Below are 18,480 nucleotides of genomic sequence, written 5' to 3'. Positions count from 1 at the left end.
GACGCTAGGGGTGCGCGATAACCAGCGACTCATCGTCGGGCGCCGACCCGATCTCCCGGTAGATCCGGCGGGCCTCCTGCCGGTCGCCTCTCAGGAACGCGGTGGCCGCGTCCTTCCAGCGCGACCAGGGCGCGTCGGCGAGGCACTCGGGGCCGTGGCCGGTGGCGGCGAGGACGATCGGGAGGCTCGCGCCGATCGTGGGGGTGACCTGGCGGGGGAGGTCCGACTCCACCCGTTCGCCGCGGAGCAGCGCGATGTGCGCCCGCAGGACTGGCGAGTGGGCGTCCGCAGAGGCACCGGCGAGATCTCCGGTCAGCAGCCTGATGCGGCCGCGGACGGTGAGCTGTTCGGGGGTGGCCGGTTCGGCCAGGTCCTCCAGCGCCTCGGCGTAGCGGCCTGCCCAGAACAGTTCCAGGTAGCGGGACGAGTCGAGCCAGGCGATCGTGTCCTCGTCGCCGTGCCGCCGGGCGGCCACCCGTGCCTCGGCCCTCACCGCGAGCCGTGCCTGCGCGTCGCCCAGCACGGAGTAGGCGGTGCTCATGTTGAACAGGCACAAGCCCGTCGAGATCCCGGCTTTCCGACGCTCGTCCACGGCCAGGCGGATGTCCTCGATGCCTGTCGGGTCGCCCTGGTCGACCCTCGCGAGGCCGCGGGCTTCCAGCGCGATGGCTCGTTCGACACCGGTGGCGCCCCGCAACGCCTGCCGTGCCGCGTCGATCGCCTCGACCGGCCTGTCCGCGAGGGTCAGGGAGTGGGCGAGGTAGGCCTGCACGCCGTGCGCGTCCTCGGTTCGCGCGAGGAACTCGATCGTGCGGTCGAGGTGCCGTTCGGCGGCCGCGTGGTCGCCTCGGTGCCAGGCGGCGCGCCACGACGCCCTCGTGGCCACCGCCGCGCCCGCGAAGTTCCCGGCCGCCAGGTGGAGTTCGGCGGCCCGGGTGAGTTCCTGGGTTCCCTCGCCGCTCAGGGCCAGGCTCGATCCCAGCAACGTCAGCAGTTCGGCGGTGTCGGGGTGGCCGGGCGGGCACACCGCCAGCGCGGCGCGGTAGCACCGGATCGCGGTGTCGTTGGCGGCCAGCGCGGTGGCCCTCCTGCCCGCCTCCGTGAGGGCCTCCCTGGCTGCCCGGCCCATGATGTCGCACGGCCTGCCGGACGCCTCGGCGATCCAGACGGCTTCCTGGAAGTGGTGTGCCAGCAGGGGAACGTGCTCCAGCGGGAGTTTCCGCACCCATCCGGCCGCGTGGTAGTGCTTCATCGCCTTGCTGCCACGGGGAACCCGGTCGTAGGCGACGTCGCGCACCAGCACGTGGCTGAAGGCGTACTCGACCTCGCCGGCGACGTTGCTGGTGCTGCGGCGTTGCAGGAAGTCCTTTCGCGCCAGCACTTCGAGGCTGCGGGTGACCTCGGTGACGTCCTGCTCGGCGACGGCCGCGACCACCCCTGGCCAGACCGTCGTGCCGACGACCGCCGCGTCCTGGAGCACCGACTTCTCTTTGTGCGGCAACGAGTCGAGCCGTGCGCCGATCACGTTCTGCACCGTCTCGGGGAGAGCGTCCGGGACGCCGTCGCGGAGCATGCGGACGTACTCACCGGCGAACAGCGGGTTGCCGGCCGACCGTCGCAGCAGCGCGGGGAGGTCTGCGGTCACGTCGTGGCGCGCCAGCAACGCTTCGATCAGCTTCCTCGTGTCCTCTTCGGACAGTGGTGCCAGCGTGATGTCGCCGCGTGACTCGTTCCGGGTGGTGAGGAGCAGCAGCAACGGCACGTCGGCGTCGGCGAGCCCGTGCAGGAAGCCGAGCAGCAGGTCGTCGGCCCAGTGCACGTCCTCGACGACGACCACCAGCGGCTCCTCCGCGAGCTGCTCGACCAGCCTGCGCCAGGCCATCAGCACGTCGCTGCCCTGTCCGATGCCGACCAGTGCCCCGAGCTGCGTGACGAGCCACGGGTCGTCGCTGATCGCCTGGACCTTGGCGGTGACCGCGGCGGCGTCGTCGGTGTCGAGGATGCCCGCGTGGCTCCGCACGATCTCCGCCAGCGGGGCGAAGACGTCGTTGCGCGCGAACGGGGGAGTGCGGCCGGTGAGCGTCCGGCGGCCGGTGGCGAACTCCCGGACGAGTCTGCTCTTGCCCGCGCCGGGCTCGCCGGCCACGGTGATCAGCCTCGCCCTTCCCGTGGCGCGGACCTGCTCGTACGTCTCGACGAGCGTGGCCATCTCGGTCGTGCGGCCCACGAACGGCGCGTCGTCACCGGCCGCGGTGAGCGCCCGGTCGGTCACCGGGCACGTCCTGACCTCGTGCCGCACGGTCTGCGCGAGCAACCGCAGGCAAGCGTCCAGCACGCTGCCGCCGACCTCGACGCGATCGCCGGACGTGACGAGCGCGGGCCCGGTGGTCACGGCGGCCGCCGCCGGATGCGCGCCGGTGATCTCGAACGCGGCGCGCACCGCCCGTGCCGCGTCGTCCTCGCGGTTGACCGGCGCCCCGAACGCCGCGCACACGGTCGAACCGAGCGTCGTGACCGTCGTGCCCCCTAGGCCTTCTACGTGCCGGCGCACGGCGGACGCGGCGGCCTCGATCCGTTCGTCGGCGGCCTCGTCCTGCCCGGGCAGCTCGAGCCGGACGGCGAGCACGCTGACCTTCTTGCGCTCCAGCAGGGTCAGCGCCGACGCTGGGGCGGCGGCGAGCGCCGGGTCCTGGGTGAGTATCGCCTGCTCCAGCTCGACGAGCTCCGGTCCGGGATCGATGCCGAGCTCGGCCGCGAACCGTTCACGCGCGTCGCGGACCACCGCGAGCGCGTCGGCCTGCCGCCCGCACCGGTAGAGCGCGAGCATCAGCTGGCCCCGCACCCGTTCGCGCAACGGGTGATCGCTCACCAGCGCTTCGAGCTCCGCGACCACCTCGCGATGGCGCCCGCACGCCAGTTCGGCGTCGAGCCTGTCCTCCACGGCCACGTCGCGCAGCCGGGTGATCTCCACGAGCGCGGGCCACGAGACCCCGTCGGCCACCAGGTCCGCCAGCACCGGCCCGCGCCACAACGCCAGCGCGTCGCCCAGGACCCGGGAGGCCTGCTCGGGCGCCCTGATGGCCTGGGCGAGCGCGGCGCGGAACCGGTGCAGGTCGAGGCGGTCCGGTTCCACGCGCAGCAGGTAGCCGGGCTTGCGGGTGACGATGTCGAGCCCGGCCTTGCGCAACGCCGACACGACGTTGAGCAGGATCCCGCGCGCCGTCGGCGGAGGCCCGTCCGGCCACAACGCCGTCGTGAGCTCGCTGATCGACACCACGCGGCCCGCGTTGAGCAGCAGGAAACCCAGCGTCGCCCGGCGGGTGAACCCGCCGACCCGGTGCTCCCTGCCGTTCACGCGGACCTGCAGGGGACCGAGCACCGCGAACTCGACAGACATCGGTCTGGACCATACCGCCGATCACCGCACGAGACGGATGCCTTCGTGGCGCGGCCGCTCGAACAGCCTCGTGCCGCGGTGCTTCAGGTGCAGGTCGAAGAACGCGCCCACGTAGTCGTGCTGGGCCTTCGACGCGGCCCTGGAGTTGATCGTCCCAATGAGACTCTCGCGCTTCTCCGCCGAGATGGCGCCGATCTGCGGCACCGCCCACTGCAGGTCGCTGAACCCGAGGTGCGTGCCGTCGTCGAGGTGCACGTCCCGCTTCCAGCCGCGCTGGTTCGGCCAGAAGTCGGCCCACGTCCTGGTCAGGCTCGTGTCGACGTGGCTCAGCTCGCGTTCGCCCAGGTCACCGCCGAACAGCAGGAACGGCCGGTCGAGGCCTCCGGTGACCGCCTTGCCGGGCGCGTACGGGCCGTCCTCACCGGTGTGCTCCTGGCGCCGTCGATGTTGATGCCCGCGTCGAACCTGCGGTCGTTCGCCATGGTCTCGGCCGCCGTGTACCCGCCGTACGAGTGCCCGGCGATGCCGGCCTGGGTGAGGTCCGCGCCCTTGTGCAGGCCAGGCAGCTTGTCGAGCACGAACCGCATGTCGGCGACCCGCGCGTCGATGGCTTTCTTCATTGTCGCCTGACTCGCGTCCTGCATCAGGCCCCACTCGATACGGTTGCCGGGGAACTCCACGGCCACCGACTCGTGCGTGTGCGACACCGTGACCACGACGTAGCCGCGGCTCGCCAGGTCGTCCGCCGTGCCCGCGTAGAACTCGTGCGGCGTCTGCAAACCCGGCGAGAACAGCACGACCGGCCACCTGCCAGGGACCGCCGGGGCGTTGACGCGGGCCTGCCTCCTCGTGCCGGACCAGTCGACGGTTCCGGCGGGGATGTCGAGGTAGGCCGGGCCGGCGAGGACCGGGTCGAGCGCCGCCGCGAGGCCTTCGCCGAGCCACGGCGCCTGCTGTCCGGTGCGCTTCGCCGGGTAGCTGACCGACACCATCAGCTCGCGGTTCTTCGCCGGTTGCCACGGGTCCGCGCGGGTGGTGTCGGTCAGGTGGGCGTCGAACGTGCCGACCGCGAACGGGCCGGTGAGCTGCGGTGTCGTGAGTGCCGATGCGGCCAGGACGGCCGCCAGAAGTAGCTGCATAGTTGATCTACCCCCTCCGCGCGTCAGCCTCGCAGCTGCGCGCTTGGAGAGCGCTGAGAGGTTGTGGCCGTCGTGATCCAGTGCCAAGTTGGACCGATGGGGCGAACAAAGGCGTTCGGGCTACTGGTGGTGTGCGGGCTGCTGGCGGGATGTCTGGGACAGACCCAGACCGGTGATCAGGCGAGAAACGCCGACGCCAAGGAGATCACCCTGACGATCGTCGCCAACGCGGCGGTCGGCGGGAAGAACGCGCGCGGGGCGAACTGGATCCAGAACTGGGTGATCCCGAAGTTCACCGAGATGCAGAAGGCCAAGGGCGTCACGGCGACGATCAAGTTCGAGCAGAACGGCACCGGCGACGAGGACTTCAAGACCAAGGTCGCACTCGACCTGAAGACCGGTGGTGGCGGCGACATCGTCGAGATCGACGGCATCTGGCTCGGCGAGTTCGCGCAGGCAGGGCAGATCAAGCCGCTGGACGAGGTCGTCGGCGACACCGGCTGGGACGGCTGGAACCAGATCCCGAAGGCCGTGCAAGGGCTCGGCGAGTTCGACGGCAAGCGATACGGCGTACCGATGGGCACGGACGGGCGCGTGCTGTTCTTCAACAAGAAGCTGTTCGCGCAGGCCGGGTTGCCCGCGGACTGGCAGCCGAGGTCGTGGCAGGACGTGCTCGACGCGGGCGCCAAGCTCAAGGGCGTGCCCGGCGTGACGCCGATCCAGCTCAACGGCGGGTCCGCGATGGGCGAGGCCACGACCATGCAGGGCGTGCTACCCGCGCTCGTCGGCACCGGCAAGCCCATCTACGACAACGGGAAGTGGCAAGGGGACTCGGCGCAGCTCAAGGACGTGCTGGGGCTGTACCAGAAGATCTACGGCGGCGGGCTCGGTGATCCCGTGCTGCAGCAGGAGGCCAACGGGCGGCAGCGGTCGTTCACGCTGTTCAGCGAGAACAGGATCGGCATCCTGCTGGAGAGCGACTACTTCTGGCGCTCGGTCGTGGAGCCCAAGAACGGTGTGGCGAAGATGGCCGACCGCGACGCGGCGGTCGGGTGGGCGCTCGTTCCAGCGCAACGACCCAAGGCGGGCGTGGGCGGGCAGGACTTCGTCAGCATGTCCGGTGGTGGGGTGCGGGTGATCAACCCCAACACCCAGTACCCGCGGCAGGCCTGGGAGTTCATGCAGTTCCTCAACTCCGCCGAGGCCGTCAAGGAGTCGCTGGCCGGCACCGCGCAGCTCACCCAGCGGCAGGACGTCAACGACCAGGTGCTCGGCGGCGACCCGATGCTGTCGTTCATCGCCGAGGAGGTCCTGCCGATCACCCGGTACCGGCCCGGTCTCGCCGACTACCCCAAGGTGTCGGCGGCGCTGCAGCAGGCGACCGCGGACGTGGTGTCCGGCAGGAGTCCCGACGACGTGGCGAAGGCGTACAGAGAGGCGTTGGTGAAGGCGGTCGGCGAGCAGAACGTTGGATAGCTCGGGGCTGGGCGTCCGGCGCGCGGTCGGGTTCGTCGCACCGGCGCTGGTGCTGATCGGGATCTTCCTGGTCTTCCCGGCGCTGTGGACGCTCTACATCGGCATCACGAACTACCAGCTCACCGGGCCCGCGGCGGCCAACCCGCAGGTGGTCGGGCTGGACAACGTGATCGAGGCCGTCCGCGACCCGCTGTTCACCAACTCGGTGTGGTTGACGGCGTTGTTCGTGCTGTTCTCGGCGGTGATCGGGCAGAACGTGCTCGGGTTCGTGCTGGCGTGGCTGCTGCGGTCGGTGAGCCCGTGGCTGCGGCGCACGACCGAGGGCCTGGTGCTGCTCTCCTGGATCCTGCCCAGCACGGTCGTGGCGTTCCTGTGGTTCGCCGTGCTGAGCCGCGACACGGGCACGCTCGGGCTGCTGCTCGGGTCGCCGGAGACGTCGTGGCTGGTGCAGTACCCGATGACCAGTCTGATCATCTTCAACGTGTGGCGCGGCACGGCGTTCTCGATGCTGCTCTACACCTCGGCGCTGGCCGCCGTGCCGCCGTCGCAGCTCGAGACCGCACGGCTGATGGGCGCGTCCGGCTGGCAGACCGTGCGGGACGTGGTCTTCCCGCACATCCGCGGGCACGTGCTGACGAACACGCTGCTGATCAGCCTGTGGACGGCCAACGACTTCACGCCGTTCCTGCTGACGTCCGGCGGGCCGAACCACCAGTCCGAGGTGCTGCCGGTGCTGATCTACCGGCAGGCTCTGGAGGGTGGTCAGCTCGGGTACGCGTCCGCGATGTCGATGCTGTTGCTGGTGGGCAACCTGGCGATCGCCCTGGTGTACCTGAGGCTGCTGCGGAGGCGGGCATGAGTCCTCTGTGGATCGTCCGGCGGATCGGCTTCTACGTGCTGATCACGGTGGTGCTGGCGTTCTTCGCGGTGCCGATGCTGTGGCTGGCCTCAGCTCCGTTCGACGCCAAGCCCGGCCTCGGGTTGCGGTGGCCGGACTGGACGCTGGACAACGTCGCGACGACGTTCGAGCACCCGTACACGCTGACGTCACTGGTGAACTCGCTGGTGTTGTGCGTGATCGCGACCGTGGTGACGACGGTGCTCGCGGCGCTGGCGGCCTACGCGTTGTCCCGCGTGCGGATTCCCGGGCGGGATCTGCTGCTGTACCTGCTGTTGCTGCTCTCTTCGGTGGTCACGGGCACGGCCGCGATGGTGCCGATCTTCGTGATGATGCTGCAGCTCGGCCTGATCAACTCGCAGTTCGGCACGGCCCTGGTGATCGCGGGCGGGATGCTGCCCGCGGCCATCTTCATCCTGAAGGACTTCATGGACGCCGTGCCGCGCTCGTACGAGGAGTCGGCGCGGGTGTTCGGGGCGTCGCCCCGGCAGGTGCTCGCCCACGTCGTGCTGCCGGTCGCGCGGCCCGGTGTCGCGACGATCTTCGTCTGGGCGTTCGTCAACGCCTGGGGCAACTTCCTGCTGCCGTTCCTGCTGCTGCGCGACGTCGGCCAGCAGCCGGCGGCCGTGCTGCTGCGCACCCTGTACGACGAGGGCGGCAGCGCCAACCTGACGGTGATCCCGGTGTTCTCGCTGCTGTACTCGATCCCGGTGGTCGTGCTGTACCTGTTCGTGAGCAAGCGGTACGGGTTCCGATTCCACGGAGGCATCAAGAGCTGATGGCGGGTATCACTGTCGAGGGCCTGTCCACCGTGTACCCCAACGGGGTGCGGGCGGTGGACGCGCTGGACCTGGAGATCGCCGACGGCGAGCTCTTCGCCCTGCTCGGGCCGTCCGGGTGCGGCAAGACGACGTTGCTGCGCACGATCGCGGGCCTGGAGGGCGCCACCGACGGGGCCGTGGCGATCGGTTCGAGGGACGTCACGCGGGTGCAGCCCGGTGAGCGGCGGATCGCGATGGTGTTCCAGGACTACGCGTTGTTCCCGCACATGACGGTGTCGGAGAACATCGCCTATCCGCTGCGGGTGCGGGGCGTCGCGAAGTCCGTGCAGCGGGAGACGGCGGCGAAGACCGCTGGCGGGTTGAGCCTGGGGGAGTTGCTCAACCGGCGGCCCGGTCAGCTCTCGGGCGGCCAGCAGCAACGGGCGGCGCTCGCCCGTGCCGTCGCCGCGTCGGCCGAGGTGCTGCTGCTGGACGAACCTCTGTCCAATCTGGACGCCCGGCTGCGTCTGGAAGCACGGACCTTCTTGAAGAAGTTGCAACGCGAGCTGGCGTTGACGACGGTGTTCGTGACGCACGACCAGGCCGAGGCGCTGGCGCTGGCCGACCGGATCGCGGTGATGGACGCGGGCCGGATCCGGCAGCTCGGCACGCCGCGCGAGGTGTTCCAGCGGCCCGCGGACACGTTCGTCGCGAACTTCATCGGCTCGACGCCGATGAACCTCGTGCCGCGCGGCTCGGAGATCGTCGGCGTGCGGCCGGAGTACCTCTCCGCGGCCCCCGAGGGGCTGTTCACCGGCGAGGTGTCCATTGTGGAGAACCTCGGCGTGACGTCGCTGGTGACGCTGGACTGCGGCGACGACCAGATCGGCTACATCGTGCCGGAGGACGAGGAACCCGCTGTCGGCACGACGGTGACCGTGGACGCGCCGCCAACGCGTGTGCTGCGCTATGACAGGGAAACCGGCCTACTCGTGAGGTGAGCCCGATGTTCCAGACCGACGGCTACGAGACGCGTTCCAGCGTGCTGGCCCCGGCGAAGTTCGAGGCGCTGGCCTCGCACTTCGAGGCCAAGCTGGCGGCGTTGCCGGAGGGGCAGCGGCCCGAGCACATGGACGTGCCGCACCTGACCGACCCGGCGTTGTTCGAGTGGTTGCTCGACCCGGACGTGCTGGACCTCGTCGAGTCGCTGATCGGCCCGGACATCGCCCTGTTCTCGTCGCACTTCATCTGCAAACCCGCCGGCGACGGCAAACCCGTGCCGTGGCACCAGGACGCGCACTTCTGGCGCGACAGCATCGAGCCCGCCGGTGACGCGATCACGGTCTGGCTGGCCATCGACCCGTCGACCGTCGAGAACGGGTGCCTCCGGGTGATCCCCGGCAGCCATCTCGCTTCGGCCGAGCACACCGGCACCGCCGACTCGTTCTTCAACCAGGAGACGGCGGTGGACGAGTCCCGCGCCGTCGACATCGAGCTGGAGCGCGGGGCGTGCAGCGTGCACTCGGCGATGCTGGTGCACGGCAGTCCGCCGAACCGCAGCACCCTGCGCCGTTGCGGGTACACCATGCGGTACATGCCGACGACGGTCCGGTTCCTGAAGGCCGGCAGCCACAGGATTTACCTCGCGCGAGGTCGTGACCACGCGGGCAACACCTACAGCCCCTGCTAATAATCAATAGTCGTGAAAATCGATTCAGTCGCCTCGCTCGTCCAGGCACCTACCGGATTCGCCTCGTCCAGCTTCACCGAACCTCCGCCTTGACCGTGCAGCGGACCGGACATAGCGTACTTGGAAAGCGCTTTCCCGACCTGAGGGAGCTTCGTGGACAAGGTTCAGGCGGACCGGTGGCGAGGCGTCGCGGAGCGGACGTGGCGTCCGGCCGCGCTGCTCGCCGCCTGCCTCGCGGTCTGGCACCTCATCACCGTCACCGGCCTGGTCGAGGCCTACCTCGTGCCGTCACCGGCCAAGACCTTCGGCCTGCTGGTGGACAAGTGGTCGTACCTGTGGGGCCACACCTGGGTCACCACCTACGAGACGATCCTCGGCTTCGTCATCGCGGGCGTCCTCGGCGTGCTCGTGGCCGTCGCGATGGTCTACTCGCGGACGATCGAGAGCACCGCCTACCCGATCCTGCTGTTCGCGCAGGTCATCCCGAAGATCGCCATCGCGCCGCTGTTCGTGGTGTGGCTCGGTTTCGGCCTCGAGCCGAAGGTGATCGTGGCCGTGCTGATGGCGTTCTTCCCGGTGGTGATCTCCACCGTCACCGGTCTCAAGTCGGTCGACACCGAGATGCTCGACCTCGCCGCCACGATGGGCGGCGGCCCGGTCAAGACGTTCGTGAAGATCCGCTTCCCGGCCGCGCTGCCGCACCTGTTCGCGGGCCTGAAGGTCGCCGTCACGCTCGCCGTGACCGGTGCCGTGGTCGGTGAGTTCGTCGGCTCCAACGAAGGCCTCGGGTACGTGATCCTGCAGGCCAACGGCAACATGGACACCCCGATGCTGTTCGCCGGCCTGATCGTCATCTCGGTGGTCGGCGTCCTGCTCTTCCTCCTGCTCGACCTCGCCGAGAGGCTGATGCTGCCGTGGCACGCCAGCCGGCGCGGCGCCGCCGTCACAACCCTTCTCGCGAAAGGCGGATCATGAAGAAGCTGCTCGCAGGTCTCCTCCCCGCGTTGCTGGTGGTCACCGCCTGCGGTGGAGGCGGTGGCACGACGTCCGGCTCCGGCGGTGAGGCGAAGGAGGTCACGCTGACCCTCAACTGGTACCCGTACGGCGAGCACGCGCCGTTCTACTACGGGGTCAAGCAGGGCATCTACTCCAAGCACGGCATCAACCTGAAGATCCAGGCGGGCCAGGGTTCCGGCAAGACCGTCACGGCGACCGGCGCGGGCCAGACCGACTTCGGCTGGGCCGACACCTCGGCGCTCGCCACGGCGGTGGAGCAGGGCGTGCCGGCCAAGAGCATCGGCGTGTTCCTGCAGACCACCCCGGCGTCCGTGCAGTTCTTCACCGACAAGAACATCAAGAAGCCCGAGGACCTGAAGGGCAAGTCGGTCGCCACGACGGCGGGGGACGCGCTGACGAAGACGTTCCCGGCTTTCCTGAAGCAGAACGGCATGCAGGAGTCCGACGTCTCCGTCCAGAACATCGACCCGGCGGGCAAGATGGCCGCGGTCATCTCCAACCGCACGGACGTGTTGCTGGGCTTCGCGTCCGACCAGGGGCCGACGATCAAGGAGAAGTCCGGCAAGGACGTCGGCTACCTGCGGTTCTCCGAGTTCGGGCTGAACTACTTCAGCAACGGCCTGCTGACCTCGAAGTCCATGCTGCAGAAGGACCCCGAGCTGGTGAAGAAGATGGTCGCGGCGACGCAGGAGGCGTGGGCCGAGGCCGAGAAGGCACCGGAGGCCGCGGCCGAGTCGATGAAGGGCGCCGCCGAGCAGCTGCCTTCGCCGACCGTGGTGCTGGAGCAGTTCAAGACGACGCTGACGTTGCTGCACACCGACGCCACCAAGGGCAAGGCGCCGGGCGTCAACTCCGTGGACGACTGGAAGAAGACCATCGAGACCTTCCAGCGGACCGGCATCATCAAGGAAGCGTCCGAGCCGTCGGCTTACTGGGAAGAAAGCGTGGCACCCAAGGGATGACCGGCACCTTGACCACCCCAGCCGTCTCGATCGGCGACGTCTCCGTGCGCTTCCAGTCGAAGCGTGCGGAGGTGACGGCGATCCAGCAGGTCTCGCTCGACGTCGCACCGGGCGAGTTCGTGTCCATCGTCGGGCCGTCGGGCTGCGGCAAGTCGACGTTGCTGAAGCTGGTGTCCGGCCTGCTCTCGCCGTCTTCGGGCTCGGTGACGTTGCTCGGCGAGCCGGTGAACGGGCCGCGGCACGACATCGGGTTCGTGTTCCAGCGGGCCGCGTTGCTGGAGTGGCGGTCGGCGCGCAGGAACATCCTGCTGCAGGCCGAGATGCGCGGGATGAACTCGGCCGAGGCGGGCAGGCGGGCCGACGAGCTCATCGAGATGACGGGGCTCTCCGGGTTCGAGAACGCCCTGCCGCACGAGCTGTCCGGTGGCATGCAGCAGCGCGTGGCGTTGTGCCGTGCGTTGCTGCACCAGCCGCGCGTGCTGCTGATGGACGAGCCGTTCGGCGCGCTCGACGCGTTGACCCGCGAGCAGATGAACGTGGAGCTGCACCGGGTGTGGCGGGAGACTGGCACGACGGTGTTGCTGGTGACGCACTCGATCGCGGAGTCGGTGTACCTGGCGAACCGGGTGATCGTGCTGACGCGACGACCCGCGGTGGTGCACGAGGTCATCGAGGTCGACCTGGCGGGCACCAGGGACTACTCCGCGACGATGGCCCGTCCGGAGTTCGCGTCGACGACCGCACACATCCGCGAACTTTTGGGGGCCGTGACAGGACAGGACTAAAAGGTTGTAACGACTTTATTAGCTGGGTAGCGTCCGAGTTCCGCCGCGTTGGAAAGCGCTTTCCGTCGCCGTGCTGGCCACGGCCTGGCCCACAGGGTGGTGGGGATGTACCGACGCTTATCCCTTTTGACCGCGACAACACTCGTGCTGTCCGCCTTGCTCGTGCCGATCGCGTCGGCGCAGGCCGACGTGCCGATCGCCGACCCGCTGCCGACACCGGGCGCCTCCGGTGTCGGCCTGGAGCTGACCGAGGTCGCGCAGCTGCCGAGGTCGCAGCCCGTGCCGCCGCCGACCGACACCAGACTGGTGCGCTACAACAGGATCAACTACCTCGGCGAAATTCCGGACGGCTCCGGCCGGATGTTCGTGCCGGACATGAACGGCAAGCTCTACCTGCTGGACGCGGGCGTGCAGCACGCGTTCCTGGACCTGGGCGCGGCGGTCGGCCCCGACTTCCACACGCACCGCGGCCTGGGCAGCGGCTTCGGGTTCGCCGCGTTCCACCCGGACTTCAAGCGCAACGGCAAGTTCTACACCGTGCACACCGAGACCGGTTCCGCGCTGACGACCAAGAAGCCGGATCTGCCTTCTCCCGCCGACACGCAGGTGCACGGCGTGATCACCGAGTGGACCGCCTCCGACCCGAGTGCGGACGTCTTCGCCGGCACGCGCCGTGAGCTGCTGCGGGTGGGCTTCGCGTCGTACATCCACGGCTTCCAGGAGATCGGGTTCAACCCGACGGCGCGCCGGTGGGACGAGGACCACCACCTGCTCTACATCGCCTCTGGCGACGGTGGCATCGGCTACACGACGACCGTGCCGCAGGACCTCGCGTTGCCGCAGGGCAAGATCCTGCGCATCGACCCGGCCGGGACGAACGGCGTGAACGGCCGGTACGGCGTCCCGCGCTCGAACCCGTTCGTGCGCGAGGCGGGCGCGCTGGGCGAGATCTACGCGTACGGCATGCGCGACCCGTACCGCTTCAGCTGGGACCCGGTGACGCGCCGGATGTTCATGGGCCACATCGGCGAGAAGGCCGTCGACGCGGTCTACGAGGTCCGCAAGGGCGCCAACCTGGGCTGGAGCGAACGCGAGGGCATCTGGGAGTACCGGCGCGGCGACCCGTCGTGCGGCGTGTTCCCGCTGCCCGCCGACGACGCCAAGTACGGCTTCACCTACCCGGTCACCGCGTTCGACCACAACCGCACCTCCGCCCAACGGCCGTGCGCCGACAGCGGCAACGCGTTGATGGGCGGCTTCGTCTACCGCGGCTCGAAGATCCCTTCGTTGCGCGGCAAGTACGTCTACGGCGAGGGTGTGAAGGGCCTGCTCTATGTCGCCGACGAACGCGAGATGCGCGCGGGCAAGCCGATGGCCGTCACGCGCGAGCTGATGGTGTACTCGGGCGGCCGGCTCACGACCATGAAGGCCCTGGTGGGCGACCCGAACCGGGTGGACCTGCGCTTCGGTCAGGACGCGGCCGGTGAGCTGTACGTGCTGGCCAAGGCGAACGGCAAGGTCTGGAAGGTGACGGGCGCGCGCACGTTCGCCTCCTGTCACTCCGGCCACGACCACGTCCTCGGCGCAGCCGGTGCGCGTTCGTGGCAGCCGGTGACACCGGACCTGTGGCAGTTCCCCGGCCGTGAGGTCGTGCTGGCCCAGGCCGGCGTCGCCCGCCCCGGTCCGCGCCGCCCGTTCGAGTACGCGGTGCTGCGGAAGGGACCGGCGTTCGGCTCGGTGCAGGTCGACGCCTCGGTGCGGCTGGACACGCCGGTGGCGGAGTCCAACCGGGACGTGATCGTCGTGTTCGGCCACCGCTCGGACACCGAGTTCTACTACGCCCATCTCTCGTCCGACAACAGGATCTACCCCCACAACGGGATCTTCGTCGTGAACAACGCTGACCGGCTCCGGCTCGACCACCAATGGGACCCGGCACGTTCGGTGGGCGCGCCTCCCGCCGTGACCGACACGGCGTGGCATCGCGTGCGAGTCAAGCATTGCGCCGACACGGGCGAGATCGCCGTCTACGTGGACGGGTCCCGGTATCCGCTGATGACGGCCGTGGACAAGACGTTCGCCTCGGGCCGCGTCGGTTTCGGCTCGTTCGACAACGTCGGCCGGCTGCGCGACCTCCACGTGCAGGGCAAGGGGGTCCGATGAGGCGGCTGGTGGTTCTCGGCTTGGTAGCCGCTTTCGGCGTGGGTATGGCGGCACCCGCCAACGCCACCTTCGGCCCGGTGCTACCGACACTGTCCCGCAACCTGGTGTCGTACTACGACTTCGAACACCCGGTGCGCGGCAACACGGCCCTGGAACAGGACCGCGGCCGCTCGGGCACCGCGTTGCAGCTGATCAACGGTGGCGCCGACATGCGCGTGCGAGACGGAGTGTCGGGCCGGAACTCGTTGCAGCTCAAGCAGATCAACCCGGCCACCGCCGGAAACGACGACTGGAAGGCGGGCCTGTACAGCGACACCGGTGTGCCCACGCTGAAGGCGTTCAACGGCGCGCGCCAGGCATCGATCCTGGGCTGGGTGAAGATGACGGGCCAGAACCCGGCCCCGAACTCGAACTCCGCCGCGCCGGACGACCTCTACGGGGCGATCGGCCTGGCGGGCGTGCTGACCGGTGACTCCAACGGCCACGCGGTGCGCGCGCTGCTGGAACTCATCCAGGTCGACGGCGAACTGAAGCTGGTCGCCCTGGCCCGGCGGCTCGACGGCGGCGGCTCGCAGACGTTCGCGGCCTCGGAGGACTGGCGATCACTGTTGCCGCAGAACGAGTGGGTGTTCCTCGCGGCGACGTTCGACTTCGACACCGGCGCGATGGCCCTGTACCGCAACGGGAAGCCGTTGACGGGCAGGTACGTCACGCCCGGTGACCCGTGGAAGCTCGAAGGCGAACCGGAACCCGACCTCGCGTCGGCCACGGACCCGCGCGGCATCAAGATCGGCGGCAGCTACCCGCAGAACACCCGTGAGGGCAACGCCTGCAACTGCCGGATGGACAGCCTCATGTTCCTCGACCGGGCCGCCCACCCGTGGGAGGTGCGCCTGCAACACCTCTGGGCTAGTCGAACACCGTGACGCCCTGGGCGGCCGGCTGCATCGTCCCGACCTCGGCCTCGCTGACCTTGAGCTTGGACATGTCGGCGATCGGCCGGCCGTCCGTCCCGATGAACGCGACCTTCGCCGGCACCATGCCCGGCAGTTCGACCGTCATCTCGTTGATGGCGGACGAGTTCGCGTCGTCCACGTCGAGCTTCACCCCGGCGAACGCGGTCTGCCCGGGCTGCAACGTGATCGACGGCCCCTCGCCGGGCACCAGCTTCTGCTCCACGGGGATCGCGGCGGGCTGGTTCGCGGGGTTGGTGAAGGCGAGCTTCGGCCAGCCCTGGAAGGTGATCGGCGCCGTGCCCTGGTTCGTGGCGGTGAGCAGGCCCAGGCCGGGCTTGCCCTGCATGGTCAGCTCGGCCTTCACGGCGGGCCGCTGCTGGTCGCTCGTGCTGGTGGGCGCGGCCGAGCCGGTTGCCTGCCCCTCGGACTGCATCACGGCCGGCGACCCGCAGGCCGTGACGCCGAGGACGAGGGCGGTGGCGAGGATCGTGAGACGCATGCGTGGGACCCCTTACCGGCGGATCGTGTTGATCTCCGTCGAATAGCCGGAGCAAGGGGTCGCACAAACCACCACCGCCCGATCGGGTGTCAGAGCGTGGCGATCCTCACCGCCTTCGCCATCGCCTCGAACCCCTTGTCGCCGGGGTGCAGGTGGTCGCCCTGGTCGTAGTCCGGCCGGATCCGCTGCGGGTCCGCCGGGTCGCGGATCACCCGGTCGAAGTCCACGACCGCGTCGAAGTCCGGGCTCGTGCGGATGAACGAGTTCACGGCCTGCCGGACGGCCTCCAGCTCCTCCGTGTAGCTGTTCCAGCCCTTGAACGGTGTGATCGTGGCCCCGATGACGCGCAGCCCGCGGTCGTGCGACCGGGACGCGATCTGCTTGAGCGCGGCGATGATCTTGGCCGGGTCGGTCTCGTGCGGGGTCTGCTGGATGTCGTTGATGCCCTCGAACACGATCACGGAGCGGACCCCGGACTGGGTGAGCACGTCGCGGTTGAGCCTGGCCAGGGCGTTGGGGCCCGCCCAGTCGCCGTCGCGGAGCAGGCGGTTGCCGCTGATGCCCGCGTTGAGGACGCCCAGGCGGGTGTTCACGCGGTCGGCCAACTGGTCGGGCCAGCGCAGGTTCGCACCCCAGGTGGAGTTGGCGCCGTCGGTGATCGAGTCGCCGAGTGCGACGACGCTGCCCTGCAACTTCGAGCCGCGCACGTCCACACCGGAGACGTAGTGCCAGTTCGAGGTGCGTTCGCGATAGGCGGCGGCGGACTCTTCAGCCGTGTGGTTGCCGTCGCGGGTGAAGTACGAGTTCTGCATGGCCAGGTTGTGGTGCGTGACCGGGCCGCCGGGTTCGGGCGTGTAGACGCTCACGAGCAGGTCGGTGTCGGCGGGGACGTCCAGGTGCACGCCGTCGCTGACCACGTCGGCACCGGCCGGGGCCGTGATCGACTGGGCGCCACCGAACGTGAGCGTGCGCATGGTGCCGGGCAGCGCGAGAGGTGTGTCCGGGCCGGCGGCGCGCGCCACCGTGACCTGGCCGAACAGCACAGGGGTGCGGCCGTAGGCGTTCGAGAGCCGGACGCGGATCTCCTTGCCACCGGCGCTGACGTGCACGATGTTGCGGATCGAGAAGTTCGGATAGCCGTTCTCGGTGCCGGGGACGGCGGAGGACGGCGCGGTGGCCCACGTGCCCACCCATCGGAGCGGTGCGGCCTGGGCGGGGGAGGCCGCGGCCACGAGCAACGCCACTGCCAGCAGAAAGCGCGTCATGCCTCGACCTTGGCAGCGCTCTCACACGGGCGGTATCCGCCGATCTTCGGATCTATGATGCGAACCGTGTGGAACGGAGCGGAGTACCAGCGCAGGTTCGACTCTCTCGCGGCGTCCGGGGTGGACGTGCACGGCGAGGCGACTTTCGTGCGCGCGTTCGAGCCGGCCTCGGTGCTGGACGCCGGCTGCGGCACCGGACGGGTCGGGATCGAGCTCGCGCGGCACGGCATCGAGGTGGTCGGGGCGGATCTCGACGAGTCGATGCTCGCCCAGGCGCGTGAGCTGGCGCCGGACATCACCTGGGTGCGGTCGGACCTGGCCGGACTCGACCTCCGGCGCACGTTCGACGTCGTCGTGATGGCGGGCAACGTGCCGCTGTTCACCCCGCCCGGAACGCAGGGCGCGCTCGTCGCGGGCGTCGCGAGGCACGTCGGGAACGTCCTGATCGCCGGGTTCAGCCTCGACCGCGGCTACACGGTCGAGGATTACGACGAGCACTGCGCCGAGGCCGGCCTCACGCTGGTCGAACGGTTCGCGACCTGGGACCGGAAACCGTTCGAGGGCGGCGACTACGCGGTGACCGTCAGCCGTCTCGACAGGACCTGAGCCGCCGTCTCGACGAAATCCCGCGTGAGCGGGCCGTCCTCGGCCCACGCGACGACGACCGGGCTGGGAGGCAGGTCGGCCAGTGGCACCACGACGAGCTCGCCCAGGTCGTGGCCGAGCGGGGCCAGGCCGACGGAACCGTTCCACAGCACGGACTGCACGCACTCCTGGACCGCCCGCACGACCGGTCCGGTGCGCGGTTTGCCGCCGTTCCAGTAGTTCCGCCAGATCTCGTCGGTGCCGTCCGGGAACTGGAACCAGTCGCGACCGGCCAGGTCCTCGGTGGTGATCCGCTGCATCGAGGCGAGCGGGTCGTCACGCCGCAGCACCGCACCGACCGGGTCCTCCCGCAGCACCAGGGTCTTCAGGCCGCTCTCGTCGAACGGGCCGCGCGTCAGGGCGACGTCGACCTGGCCCGTGCGCAGGCCGCAGGTGGGGTCGGTCAGGTCGGTCTCGCGGACGCGGATCTCGACGTGCGGGTGCCGGCGCCGGAACGCCTCGGCCAGCCCGGCTGCGTGGTCGCCGAGCAGGCCGACCGTGATCGTGGTCCGGGCGAGCTTGGCGCGGATGCGGTCGGCGTGCTCCAGAAGGACCCTCGCCTCGGCCAGCAGGACGCGGCCCGCGTCCGTCAGCGCGACGCCGGCGGGGGACCGGTGCAGCAGGACGGCGCCGAGGTCGTGCTCCAGGTGCTTGATCGCCCGGCTCAGCGGCGGCTGGCTCAGGTGCAGTCGCCGCGCGGCACGGCCGAAGTGCAGCTCCTCGGCGACCGCGACGAAGTACCGCAGGGTCCGCAGCTCCATGATCAGGCACGATACTCGCGCGGTATCGGATGTGCGCAGACGGTCTTGGACGCCCTGCCCGCCCGC

At 69.8% G+C, this 18,480-nt stretch carries 17 protein-coding genes; 11 read left to right on the top strand and 6 right to left on the bottom strand.

Translation table 11 applies throughout. The features are described 5' to 3' along the window. Window positions 1-4: 4 nt before the first annotated feature. The 3 genes from IEY88_RS28230 to IEY88_RS28220 form a co-directional block, all read right to left on the bottom strand. Window positions 5-3,397 carry an ATP-binding protein gene (locus IEY88_RS28230; protein WP_189157906.1) on the bottom strand — a complete coding sequence of 1,131 codons (3,393 nt, stop codon included), beginning with the start codon at window positions 3,395-3,397 and terminating at the stop codon, window positions 5-7. Window positions 3,398-3,418: 21 nt separating this feature from the next. Continuing rightward, window positions 3,419-3,652 (bottom strand): hypothetical protein, encoded by a 234-nt coding sequence (locus IEY88_RS28225; protein WP_189157905.1) that lies wholly within the window; start codon window positions 3,650-3,652, stop codon window positions 3,419-3,421. Between the two features lie 71 nt (window positions 3,653-3,723). Further along, the gene (locus IEY88_RS28220) at window positions 3,724-4,536 is read right to left on the bottom strand and encodes an alpha/beta hydrolase (RefSeq protein WP_189157904.1); all 813 of its coding nucleotides are present in this window, start codon (window positions 4,534-4,536) and stop codon (window positions 3,724-3,726) included. A gap of 96 nt (window positions 4,537-4,632) precedes the next feature. Here IEY88_RS28220 and IEY88_RS28215 point away from each other — a divergent pair, with 96 nt between their 5' ends. The 10 genes from IEY88_RS28215 to IEY88_RS28170 all read left to right on the top strand — a co-directional run bounded on the left by IEY88_RS28215 (window position 4,633) and on the right by IEY88_RS28170 (window position 15,214). Further along, a complete protein-coding gene (locus IEY88_RS28215) occupies window positions 4,633-6,012 on the top strand; it encodes an extracellular solute-binding protein (RefSeq protein WP_189157903.1) in 1,380 nt (459 codons plus the stop codon). Continuing rightward, window positions 6,005-6,871, top strand: a complete 867-nt coding sequence (locus tag IEY88_RS28210; protein ID WP_189157902.1) for a carbohydrate ABC transporter permease — start codon at window positions 6,005-6,007, stop codon at window positions 6,869-6,871. Before IEY88_RS28215 ends, IEY88_RS28210 begins: the two co-directional genes overlap by 8 nt. After that, entirely contained in the window at window positions 6,868-7,689 is an 822-nt protein-coding gene (locus tag IEY88_RS28205) for a carbohydrate ABC transporter permease (protein ID WP_189157901.1), read from the top strand. Before IEY88_RS28210 ends, IEY88_RS28205 begins: the two co-directional genes overlap by 4 nt. After that, a complete protein-coding gene (locus IEY88_RS28200; protein ID WP_189157900.1) occupies window positions 7,689-8,672 on the top strand; it encodes an ABC transporter ATP-binding protein in 984 nt (327 codons plus the stop codon). The genes IEY88_RS28205 and IEY88_RS28200 overlap by 1 nt, the downstream gene beginning before the upstream one ends. A gap of 5 nt (window positions 8,673-8,677) precedes the next feature. Beyond that, entirely contained in the window at window positions 8,678-9,361 is a 684-nt protein-coding gene (locus IEY88_RS28195; protein WP_189157899.1) for a phytanoyl-CoA dioxygenase family protein, read from the top strand. Window positions 9,362-9,514: 153 nt separating this feature from the next. After that, window positions 9,515-10,336, top strand: a complete 822-nt coding sequence (locus IEY88_RS28190) for an ABC transporter permease (RefSeq protein WP_189157898.1) — start codon at window positions 9,515-9,517, stop codon at window positions 10,334-10,336. Then, window positions 10,333-11,340, top strand: a complete 1,008-nt coding sequence (locus IEY88_RS28185; protein WP_189157897.1) for an ABC transporter substrate-binding protein — start codon at window positions 10,333-10,335, stop codon at window positions 11,338-11,340. The genes IEY88_RS28190 and IEY88_RS28185 overlap by 4 nt, the downstream gene beginning before the upstream one ends. Further along, entirely contained in the window at window positions 11,337-12,125 is a 789-nt protein-coding gene (locus IEY88_RS28180; RefSeq protein ID WP_189157896.1) for an ABC transporter ATP-binding protein, read from the top strand. Before IEY88_RS28185 ends, IEY88_RS28180 begins: the two co-directional genes overlap by 4 nt. 105 nt (window positions 12,126-12,230) lie before the next feature. Next, window positions 12,231-14,288 (top strand): PQQ-dependent sugar dehydrogenase, encoded by a 2,058-nt coding sequence (locus IEY88_RS28175; protein WP_189157895.1) that lies wholly within the window; start codon window positions 12,231-12,233, stop codon window positions 14,286-14,288. Next, window positions 14,285-15,214, top strand: coding sequence for a LamG-like jellyroll fold domain-containing protein (locus IEY88_RS28170; RefSeq protein WP_189157894.1), 930 nt, complete (start codon window positions 14,285-14,287; stop codon window positions 15,212-15,214). Before IEY88_RS28175 ends, IEY88_RS28170 begins: the two co-directional genes overlap by 4 nt. Here the strand turns inward: IEY88_RS28170 and IEY88_RS28165 are convergent. Together IEY88_RS28165 and IEY88_RS28160 are read right to left on the bottom strand one after the other, a co-directional pair. Further along, entirely contained in the window at window positions 15,198-15,743 is a 546-nt protein-coding gene (locus tag IEY88_RS28165) for a DUF4232 domain-containing protein (protein ID WP_189157893.1), read from the bottom strand. The genes IEY88_RS28170 and IEY88_RS28165 overlap by 17 nt on opposite strands. 89 nt (window positions 15,744-15,832) lie before the next feature. Then, window positions 15,833-17,008, bottom strand: a complete 1,176-nt coding sequence (locus IEY88_RS28160; protein WP_189157892.1) for an SGNH/GDSL hydrolase family protein — start codon at window positions 17,006-17,008, stop codon at window positions 15,833-15,835. Between the two features lie 57 nt (window positions 17,009-17,065). Between IEY88_RS28160 and IEY88_RS28155 the strand changes: the two genes are divergently transcribed. Continuing rightward, window positions 17,066-17,614 carry a class I SAM-dependent DNA methyltransferase gene (locus IEY88_RS28155; protein WP_189158081.1) on the top strand — a complete coding sequence of 183 codons (549 nt, stop codon included), beginning with the start codon at window positions 17,066-17,068 and terminating at the stop codon, window positions 17,612-17,614. Here the strand turns inward: IEY88_RS28155 and IEY88_RS28150 are convergent. Further along, window positions 17,578-18,414: a LysR family transcriptional regulator gene (locus tag IEY88_RS28150; RefSeq protein ID WP_189157891.1), complete on the bottom strand. Its 837-nt coding sequence runs from the start codon at window positions 18,412-18,414 to the stop codon at window positions 17,578-17,580. The genes IEY88_RS28155 and IEY88_RS28150 overlap by 37 nt on opposite strands. Window positions 18,415-18,480: the final 66 nt, after the last annotated feature.

The organism is Lentzea pudingi (assembly GCF_014646255.1).
In the GTDB taxonomy this organism is placed as follows: domain Bacteria; phylum Actinomycetota; class Actinomycetes; order Mycobacteriales; family Pseudonocardiaceae; genus Lentzea; species Lentzea pudingi.
The sequence above is the reverse complement of the archived record's forward strand: the minus strand, read 5'-3'. Positions and strand labels throughout refer to the sequence as shown.